General features: G+C 61.0%; 9 protein-coding genes. 3 read left to right on the forward strand and 6 right to left on the reverse strand.

Going from position 1 to position 9,651, the window contains the following annotated elements; all coding sequences use genetic code 11:
* The first annotated feature begins 62 nt into the window (after positions 1–62).
* Positions 63–590 carry an Mpo1 family 2-hydroxy fatty acid dioxygenase gene (locus V6M90_RS24330; protein WP_003170964.1) on the forward strand — a complete coding sequence of 176 codons (528 nt, stop codon included), beginning with the start codon at positions 63–65 and terminating at the stop codon, positions 588–590.
* A 65-nt stretch (positions 591–655) separates the two neighbouring features.
* Here the strand turns inward: V6M90_RS24330 and V6M90_RS24335 are convergent, their stop codons facing one another.
* From V6M90_RS24335 to dibA, 6 genes are all read right to left on the reverse strand, one after another.
* Entirely contained in the window at positions 656–1,636 is a 981-nt protein-coding gene (locus V6M90_RS24335; protein ID WP_003170963.1) for a sulfate/molybdate ABC transporter ATP-binding protein, read from the reverse strand.
* A 3-nt stretch (positions 1,637–1,639) separates the two neighbouring features.
* Positions 1,640–2,512 (reverse strand): sulfate ABC transporter permease subunit CysW, encoded by an 873-nt coding sequence (gene cysW / locus V6M90_RS24340; RefSeq protein WP_078822850.1) that lies wholly within the window; start codon positions 2,510–2,512, stop codon positions 1,640–1,642.
* A 13-nt stretch (positions 2,513–2,525) separates the two neighbouring features.
* On the reverse strand, positions 2,526–3,344 hold the full coding sequence (cysT, locus tag V6M90_RS24345) for a sulfate ABC transporter permease subunit CysT (RefSeq protein ID WP_003170961.1): 819 nt from the start codon (positions 3,342–3,344) through the stop codon (positions 2,526–2,528).
* A gap of 196 nt (positions 3,345–3,540) precedes the next feature.
* Complete coding sequence (locus tag V6M90_RS24350; protein ID WP_332847260.1) at positions 3,541–4,551, reverse strand: sulfate ABC transporter substrate-binding protein; 1,011 nt, start codon at positions 4,549–4,551, stop codon at positions 3,541–3,543.
* Positions 4,552–4,621: 70 nt separating this feature from the next.
* On the reverse strand, positions 4,622–4,804 hold the full coding sequence (gene oscA / locus V6M90_RS24355) for a sulfur starvation response protein OscA (protein WP_003170956.1): 183 nt from the start codon (positions 4,802–4,804) through the stop codon (positions 4,622–4,624).
* A 242-nt stretch (positions 4,805–5,046) separates the two neighbouring features.
* Positions 5,047–6,960 carry a phosphodiesterase DibA gene (gene dibA / locus V6M90_RS24360; RefSeq protein WP_141064657.1) on the reverse strand — a complete coding sequence of 638 codons (1,914 nt, stop codon included), beginning with the start codon at positions 6,958–6,960 and terminating at the stop codon, positions 5,047–5,049.
* A gap of 166 nt (positions 6,961–7,126) precedes the next feature.
* Here dibA and desA point away from each other — a divergent pair, with 166 nt between their 5' ends.
* Both desA and V6M90_RS24370 read left to right on the forward strand, forming a co-directional pair.
* Positions 7,127–8,311 (forward strand): delta-9 fatty acid desaturase DesA, encoded by a 1,185-nt coding sequence (gene desA, locus V6M90_RS24365; RefSeq protein WP_042944020.1) that lies wholly within the window; start codon positions 7,127–7,129, stop codon positions 8,309–8,311.
* Positions 8,312–8,499: 188 nt separating this feature from the next.
* Entirely contained in the window at positions 8,500–9,501 is a 1,002-nt protein-coding gene (locus tag V6M90_RS24370) for a GGDEF domain-containing protein (protein ID WP_332847261.1), read from the forward strand.
* Positions 9,502–9,651: the final 150 nt, after the last annotated feature.

Here is a 9,651-nt window from a genome sequence, read left to right on the forward strand (position 1 = left end):
CCAGCTGACAGTCAGGCGCTGGCTGACAGGGCATGATCAAACATCCTACAGGAGGAACAACAATGAAAAGCCTCGTCGACCACCTCAGTCAATACGCCGCCTACCACCGCGATCCACGCAATATCGCCAGCCACTTTATTGGCATCCCGTTGATTGTGGTCGCCGTGGCCGTCCTGCTGTCGCGCCCGGAATGGGCAGTGGGAGGCGTGTGGATTTCACCGGCAGTGATCGTGGCGTTGTTGTCGGCGTGGTTTTACCTGCGCCTGGAACCGGCCCTGGGCGTGCTGATGACGGTACTGATGGGCTTGTCGGTATGGGCCGGGCATGTACTGGCGGCGCAGAGCACCCTGGTATGGCTGAGCAGTGGCGTGGGGATGTTCGTGGTGGGCTGGGTGATCCAGTTTGTCGGCCATTACTACGAAGGCAAGAAGCCCGCGTTTGTGGATGATGTGTCGGGGTTGATTGTGGGGCCGTTGTTTGTGGTGGCGGAGGTGGCGTTTTTGCTGGGGTTGCGGCAGGGCTTGAAGCAGCAGATCGAAGAGCGTTCGGGGCCGGTGGTTCGACGCGATCTGAAGCCTAGAGAGGTCTAAATGTGGGAGGGGGCTTGCTCCCTCCCACATTGGCCCCCATTTTCACATTGGGTATTGCGGTGTGTTCAGGCTTTTTGCCAGACCTTGGGTTTGAAGAACAGGGTCTCGCCACGCGCCAGGCCGGTCAGGCTGTCATGGTCCTTCACCACTTCAGCCTCGATCAGCTCGGGCTGACCTTCGACCTTGAGCGTCACCCGCGTCGTCGCGCCCAGCGGGCGAATATCGCGCACCTCGGCGGCATGGTGATCCTCCAGCTCATGACGCGACAGCGACACTTCGTGAGGACGGAACAGCACATGCTTGTCCTCGCCCAGGTGCAGGCGGTTGGAGTCGCCGAGGAAGTGGTACACAAAATCACTGGCCGGGTTTTCGTAGACGTCACCCGGTGACCCGATCTGCTCGATCACGCCCTTATTCATCACCACGATACGGTCGGCGACTTCCATGGCCTCTTCCTGGTCGTGGGTCACGAATACCGAGGTCAGGTTGATGTCTTCGTGCAGGCGCGCCAGCCAGCGACGCAGCTCCTTGCGCACCTTGGCGTCAAGGGCGCCGAAGGGCTCGTCCAGCAGCAGCACTTTCGGCTCCACCGCCAGGGCGCGAGCCAGGGCGATCCGTTGGCGCTGGCCCCCGGAGAGTTGTTCCGGGTAGCGGTCGGACAACCAATCGAGCTGCACCATGTTCAGCAGTTCATGCACCTTGGTTGCGATCTGGCTTTCAGTCGGACGCTGGTTTTTCGGCTTCATGCGCAGGCCGAACGCGACGTTGTCGAACACGGTCATGTGGCGGAACAGCGCGTAGTGCTGGAACACAAACCCGACGTTGCGATCGCGCACATCGTGGCCGGAGACGTCTTCACCGTGGAACACGATGCTGCCGTCATCCGGGGTTTCCAGGCCTGCGATGATGCGCAGCAAGGTGGTCTTGCCGCAGCCTGAGGGCCCGAGCAACGCCACCAGCTCGCCACTCTGGATGTCCAGATTGATGCTGTTCAGGGCCTTGAAGGCGTTGAAGTTCTTGCTGACATTACGGACTTCGATCGACATGACTTATTCCTCACCGGCGCTGTTGCGCAGGCGGTTGATACGGTTCTCGCTCCACTGCTTGAGCAGCAGGATGAAGAGCGCCAGGATCAGCAACAGGCTGGCCACCGCAAACGCGGCAACGTGGTTGTATTCGTTGTAGAGAATCTCGACGTGCAGCGGCAAGGTGTTGGTCACGCCGCGTATGTGGCCGGACACCACCGACACCGCGCCGAACTCACCCATGGCCCGCGCGGTACACAGCACCACGCCGTAGATCAGGCCCCACTTGATGTTAGGCACGGTCACATGCCAGAACATCTGCCAGCCATTGGCGCCCAGCAGGCGCGCCGCCTCTTCTTCCTGGGTGCCCTGCTCCTGCATCAGCGGGATCAGTTCACGGGCCACGAACGGCACGGTGACGAAGATGGTGGCGAGCACAATGCCCGGCAGGGCGAACACGATCTGGATGTCGTGCTCTTGCAGCCACGGCCCGAACAAGCCCTGGGCACCGAACATCAGCACATACACCAGGCCCGCGATCACCGGAGAGACCGAAAACGGCAGGTCGATCAGCGTCACCAGGATGCTTTTGCCACGGAACGAGTACTTGCTCACGCACCACGCGGCGCTGACGCCGAACACCAGGTTGAGCGGTACCGAAATCAACACGGCGATCACCGTGAGTTTCAACGCCGACAGCGCGTCGGGCTCCAGGATTGCGGTGAAGAACGCGCCGAGGCCGTTCTTCAAGCCCTGGGACACCACGATAAACAGCGGCAGCAACAGGAACAGGAAGAACACCAGCCAGCCAAGGCCGATCAGGATGCGTCGCGAGGTGGCACTGCCACGCCGGGCGGCATTGGCCGAGGACGCGGCGGAAATAGACGATTGGGACATGTTCCGCGCCTCCTTATGGACGTTCGATGCGCCGCTGCAACAAGTTGATCAGCAGCAGCAAGACAAAAGAAACCACCAGCATCAACACACCAATGGAGGTGGCGCCGCGGTAGTCGTATTGGTCGAGCTTGACCATGATCAGCAGTGGCAGGATCTCGGTTTTCATCGGCATGTTGCCGGCGATGAAAATCACCGAACCGTACTCTCCCACGCCACGCGCAAACGCCAGGGCAAAGCCAGTCAGCCAGGCCGGCAACAGCGCCGGCACGAGGATGTAGCGGAACACCTGCAACGGCTTGGCGCCCAGGCAGGCGGCGGCTTCTTCGATTTCCCGGGGGATATCGGCGAGTACCGGCTGCACCGTGCGCACCACGAACGGCAGGGTCACGAAGGTCAGCGCCAGGGTGATGCCCAGCGGCGAATACGCGATCTTGAAGCCCAGGTCGGCGGCGAACTGCCCGACCAGGCCGGTCGGCGTGTACAGCGCGGTGAGCGCGATACCGGCCACGGCGGTAGGCAAGGCGAACGGCAGATCGATCATCGCGTCGATGATCTTGCGGCCGGGGAAGGTGTAGCGCACCAGCACCCAGGCCAGCAGGGTGCCGATCACGCCGTTGATCAACGCGGCGTACAACGCGGTGCTGAAGCTCAGTTTCAACGCCGCCACCACCCGCGGCGCGCAGATGATGGCCCAGAACTGATCCCAGGTGAGTTGAGCGGCGTGTACAAACATCGCCGCCAGCGGGATGAGTACGATCAGGCTGAGGTACACCACGGTGTAGCCCAGCGTCAGCCCGAAGCCGGGTATGACGGGGGAAATACGACGCGACATAAGAGTCCTTGGTTAGCGGGAACGGTGACTGACTGTGGCGAGGGAGCTTGCTCCCGCTGGGCTGCGAAGCAGCCCCAAAACCAGGCGACCCAGTGGCATCAGATACACCGCAGATACCGGTTTTGGGAGCGCTTCGCACTCCAGCGGGAGCAAGCTCCCTCGCCACAACAAGCCGAGCACACAGTAGCGGTGTTGTTTACTGCGCCGTGTAGATCTGGTCGAATACGCCACCGTCGTTAAAGAATTTCGGTTGGGCAGTTTTCCAGCCGCCGAAGTCTTTGTCGATAGTCACCAGGTCCAGTTTCGGGAACTGCTGGGCGTATTTGGCGGCCACTTTTGCATCGCGTGGGCGGTAGAAGTTCTTTGCCGCAATCTCCTGGCCAGCCGGGCTGTACAGGTGCTTGAGGTATTCGGTGGCGATCTCGGCGTTGCCCTTTTTCTCGGCGTTCTTGTCGACCACCGCCACGGGCGGCTCGGCGAGGATCGACAGGGACGGCACGACGATGTCGAACTTGTCGGCGCCGCCGTCTTCCTTGAGCGCCAGGAACGCTTCGTTTTCCCAGGCCAGCAACACGTCACCCTGACCGTTGTTGACGAAAGTGATGGTCGAACCGCGCGCGCCGGTGTCGAGGATCGGCACGTGCTTGAACAGCTCTTTCACGTATTCCTGGGCCTTGGCTTCGCTGCCGCCGCTCTTGAGGCCGTAGGCCCAGGCGGCGAGGAAGTTCCAGCGCGCACCGCCGGAGGTTTTCGGGTTCGGCGTGATCACCGACACGTCTTTCTTGATCAGGTCACCCCAGTCCTTGATGCCTTTAGGGTTGCCCTTGCGCACCAGGAACACGATGGTCGAGGTGTACGGGGTGCTCGCATCCGGCAGGCGGGTCTGCCAGTTCTCGGGCAAGGTCTTGCCCAGTTTGGCGATTTCGTCGATGTCGCCGGCCAGGGCCAGGGTCACGACGTCGGCGCGCAGGCCGTCGATCACCGCCCGGCCTTGCTTGCCCGAACCGCCATGGGATTGCTGGATCTTGACGTTGTCGCCTGGGTGGGACTGTTTCCAGTAGCTGGTGAACTCAGCGTTGTAGTCCTGGTACAGCTCACGGGTAGGGTCGTACGAGACGTTGAGCAGCTCGTAGTCCTTGGCAACGGCGGAACCGGCAAACACGGCACTGGCCAGTGCGGCCAGGGCATAACGGCGAATCGACGACATAGAAGCTCCTAGAATGCTGGGGTGTTGGCTTTTTCTTATAGTTGCGGGTCTTGCGAATCGCCGTTGCTGCTTAGCTCGGTTTGTTACCGGGGTTCTGCAAACGGAATTTTTCCTTGCGTTCGATCTGTACCACTTGAGCGTTATGCACAGTGATTTCCACCGCGCCAAACCGCAGATCGCGCAGGGCGCTCTGAATCTCACGCAAAATGGCTGCTTCGTCCTGGCCGTCGACGCTACGTAGAGATGCGCTCATGGTCTCGCTCCTGAAATGAATAGTGCCTGGCAGTGGCGGCACTGCTTGCGGCGTGAGAGCGATAGTAGATAAGCGCGGATATTCTTAAAAATACTATTTAAGAATGTTTATATAACCAGAAAGAATTTTCTGGCGCGACGTGGGGTTGCGAGGGGTTTCAGTTGGCTGATCAATCAGCTGACTCACCGCTATCGGGAGCAAGTCGAATCGTCGCACTGCCCCTCCCACATTTTGACTGCATTTCAAGGCTGGATAGCGGGAGCGCGGTCCCAGTCAATTTCATTCGCCGGCACCGGCCGGCCAAACCAATACCCCTGCCCCATATCGCAATCCTGTTCCAACAAAAACCGCGCCTGCTCGACCTGCTCGATGCCCTCGGCATGTACCTGCATGCCCATGCTTTTCGCCAACGCGATCACCACACGCACAATGGCGACATCGTCTTCGTCCCATGGCAAGCCGGCGACAAAACCCTGGTCGATCTTGAGTTTCTGTACCGGCAGGCGCTTGAGCCGCAGCAGCGAGGAATACCCGGTGCCAAAATCGTCGATAGCCAGGCGCAGGCCCAGCTCGCGCAGATGGTGCAATTGCTCCAGCGCCACTTCGGGGTCGTCCATTACCGCGCTTTCGGTGACTTCCAGCTCCAGGAAAGCCGGGTCCAGGCCCGTATCGCGCAGTACCTGGGCCACTTGCCCGTACAGTTCACGCCGGGCAAACAAGCGGCTGGACACATTCACCGCGATAAAGCTCAGCGGCACACCGGCGGCCAGCCATTGGCACATCTGGCGGCAGGCCTGGTCCATCACCCAGGCGTCGATATCGGCAATCAACCCGGTGCGCTCGGCGATGGGGATGAACTCGGCCGGTGGCACCAGGCCGCGTTCCGGGTGCTGCCAGCGCACCAGGGCCTCGACGCCGATCAGGCGGCCGCTGTGCAGTGCGTAGACCGGCTGGTAGTAAACGCGCAGCTCGTGTTGGACGAGGGCGCGGCGCAGCTCGCTGGCGATCTCCACGCGGTTCTGGGCATGGGCGGTGAGTTCTTCGGTGTACAACGCGTAGCCTTCGCGCCCCACACTTTTGGCCTTGAACAACGCCGAGTCGGCGTTGCGCAGCAACTGTTCGGCGCTCAGCGCATCGCTGGGGAACAGGCTGATGCCGATGCTGGCGCTGACAAACAGCTGGTGACCGTCGAAGATGAACGGTTGCTTCATCACATCCAGCATGCGCTGCGCCAACGCGGCCGCCTGCACCACCTGTGGACAACTTTCCGCGATCACCGCGAACTCATCGCCGCCCAGGCGCGCCAGGGTCACGCCGGGCCCGAGCAGGCCCTTGAGGCGCTCGCCCGCCAGCTTGAGCAACTGGTCGCCGACGTTATGCCCGAGGCTGTCGTTGATGATCTTGAAGTGGTCCAGGTCCAGCAACAGCAAGGCGCAGCCGCGTTTATGCAGTTGCGCCGAGGCCAGCGCCTGTTCGGCACGGTCGGTGAACAGCAGCCGGTTAGGCAGGTCGGTCAGTGGGTCATGATGGGCCAGGTGGGCCAGTTCGTGTTCGGAGTCCTTGATGGCGCTGATGTCGGAAAACACCGCCACGTATTGGCTGACCTTGCCATGATCGTCATGGATGACCCGGATGGTTTGCCACTGTGGATAAATCTCGCCGCTTTTGCGTCGGTTCCAGATTTCACCGCTCCATTCGCCGATGCGCTCCAGCGTCTGGAACATCTGTTGATAGAAACTCGACGAATGGCGCCCGGATTTGAACAGGCTGGGCTGCCGGCCCATGACGTCTTCGCGCTGGTAGCCGGTGATTTCCATAAAAGCCCGGTTCACATGCACGATCAGGCCCTGGGCATCGGTGACCAACACCCCTTCGCGGGTGCAGTCGAACACGGCGGCGGCCTGGCGCAGACGTTCACGGTTGTCGTGATGGGACTGCGGCAGCGGATGGCCCTGCGCAAAACGAGCGCCCATCAGGTAGATCAGCACAGCGCTGAACGTTACCCATACATAGCCGCGCACCTGCAACCAGAGGTTGAGCTTGCTCGGATCATCGAGAAACTCGATCAATGCGTGTTCTGTGAGCCCGATCCAGGCTATCGAAACCAGCAGGTATACCAGCCCCGTCCCCAGGGCTCTTCGGTATGAAAACGGCATAGGCTCAGCAATCCTTACCAAGAAAACAGAATCCCCCTACAAGGGCTGCGGATTATAGAATAAGAAACATCCAGTCACTCCTATCTGAAAGAGCGGCTGGTTTTCTGTGTAGGCTTAGTGATAATGCGTGAGCTGTTCTTTTCTTTATCTGAGGGCCATACAGCCTATGTGGTACAACGGTTTTCTTGACTTGTCAGCCTGGCAACTGGTGGCAGTCACTCTGTTGATGACCCACGTGACCATCGTTGGGGTCACGGTTTATCTGCATCGCTATTCAGCCCATCGCTCCCTGGAGCTCAATGCCGGCCTGAAACACTTCTTCCGCTTCTGGCTGTGGTTGACCACGGCGCAGAACACCCGCGAGTGGACCGCCATCCACCGCAAGCACCATGCCAAATGCGAAACCGTCGATGACCCGCACAGCCCGGTAATCAAAGGGCTATCCACTGTCTTGCGCAAAGGCGCCGAACTGTACCGCGCCGAAGCGGAAAACCCCGAGACGTTGCGCATTTACGGCAAGAACTGCCCGGACGACTGGATCGAACGCAAAATCTACACCCCTTACCCGTTGCTGGGCGTGGCGATCATGGGCGTGATCGACCTGCTGCTGTTCGGCACCATCGGTATCACCATCTGGGCCATCCAGATGATGTGGATCCCGTTCTGGGCCGCCGGCGTCATCAACGGCCTGGGCCATGCCGTGGGCTACCGCAACTTCGAGTGCCGCGATGCGGCGACCAACCTGGTTCCGTGGGGCATCATCGTCGGCGGCGAAGAGCTGCACAACAACCACCACACCTACCCCAACTCGGCCAAGCTGTCGGTGAAGAAGTGGGAATTCGACCTGGGTTGGGCGTGGATCAAGCTGTTCAGCTTTTTGCGCCTGGCCAAGGTGCAGCGCGTGGCGCCCATCGCCCACCGTGTGGAGGGCAAGGGCCACCTGGACATGGACACCGCCATGGCGATCCTCAACAACCGCTTCCAGATCATGGCCCAGTACCGCAAGTTGGTGATCGGCCCGCTGGTCAAGCAGGAGCTGGAAAAGGTCGATCACTCGGTGCGTCACCAGTTCCACCGCGCCAAGCGCCTGTTGTCACGCGAAACCAGCCTGTTGGATGACCGCCATCACCTGCGTATCCAAGGCATGCTGGAGCACAGCCAGGCCTTGAAGGTGATTTATGAAAAGCGTCTGGCGCTGCAGCAGATCTGGCTCAAGACCAGCTCCAATGGCCACGATATGCTTGCCGCCATCAAGGAATGGGTGCACGAGGCCGAGGCCAGCGGCATCCAGTCGCTGCGCGATTTTGCTCATCAACTGAAGACCTATTCGCTGCGCCCTGCAGCGGTCTGACAGTGCAGTGGGAGGGCCTGTCCTCCCACTCTCCAGCTTTTTGACGTCATTTCTCGGGCAGCGCCAATCGCGCCTGTTGACGGAACTTCACTGCAATTACCCTCTCTCAATGAACACTTCGCCATCATGGTGGCCCCTTTTAGTGACCGCTGCTACATCCTGCGGCGCGCCCAGAGAGAGTTGTGCCGATGGTTCACGAAAAACCCTACTCGCCAGACCCACCCGTCGCGGAGCATACGCGTCCGGCTGCGGCCGAAACCTTGCTGGCGTTGATGCACGCCCAAGGGGAAGTCGAGCGGTTGAGTGAGCGTGAACAGCTGCTCAGTACGCTGCTGGTCAGCGTCAACGCGGTGCTGTGGGCCATCGATTGGGAGACGCGCCGCGTGCTGTACGTAAGCCCGGCCTACGAGCGGGTATTCGGACGCGCCGCCGGCCTGCTGCTCGCCGACCATCGAGAATGGCGCAACAGCATTCACCCCGAAGACCTCGACTACGCCGAGCACAGCCTGGCCCGCGTGCTGGAACAAGGTGCCGTGGAGGACCGCGAATATCGCATCATCACCGCCGATGGGCAGATCCGTTGGCTGAGCGACAAGTGCTACATCAATCAGCAGGCCGAGCCCGGCGAACCGGTGGTCGTGGTGGGCATGGCCGAAGACATCACCGAAAAGAAGCAGCTGGAGCTGGAGCTGCAGCGCCTGGCCACCACCGACGTGCTGACCCAGAGCAGCAACCGCCGGCATTTCTTCGAATGCGCCAACCAGGCGTTCGACACCGCCTGCGCCCAGGGCGCGCCGCTGGCCTTCCTGCTGCTGGACATCGATGACTTCAAGGACATCAACGACAGCTACGGCCATCTGGAAGGCGACCAGGTGCTGCGACGTATCGCCGAGAGCGGTCGAGGGGTGTTGCGCCGTGGCGATTTGTTCGGGCGTATTGGTGGCGAGGAATTTGCGGCGGTACTGCCCGGTTGCGCGCCCGAGATGGCGCTGCAGGTGGCCGAACGCCTGGGCAAGGAGATTCAGGCGCTGAGCTTCAGCTACGAAGGCCGGGCGTTCAGCGTGACCATCAGCCAGGGCCTGGCCAGCCTGACCGAGGACGATGCAACCCTGGACAGCCTGTTCGCCCGCGCCGATACCGCCATGTACGAGGCCAAGCGCCTGGGCAAGAACCGCGTCGTCGCGGGCTGACGCCGATCACAAAATGTGGGAGGGGGCTTGCGTAGTGGCATCCACTGCGGCCAGCACACAAAAAACCCGCTGCGACAGGCTGTGTGAAAACACACTGATGGTGGTTCCAGCAAACGCCCCGACTTGTTCGGGGCGTTTGCGTTTGTGCTC

The organism is Pseudomonas lactucae (assembly GCF_036688725.1).
In the GTDB taxonomy this organism is placed as follows: Bacteria; Pseudomonadota; Gammaproteobacteria; order Pseudomonadales; family Pseudomonadaceae; genus Aquipseudomonas; species Aquipseudomonas lactucae.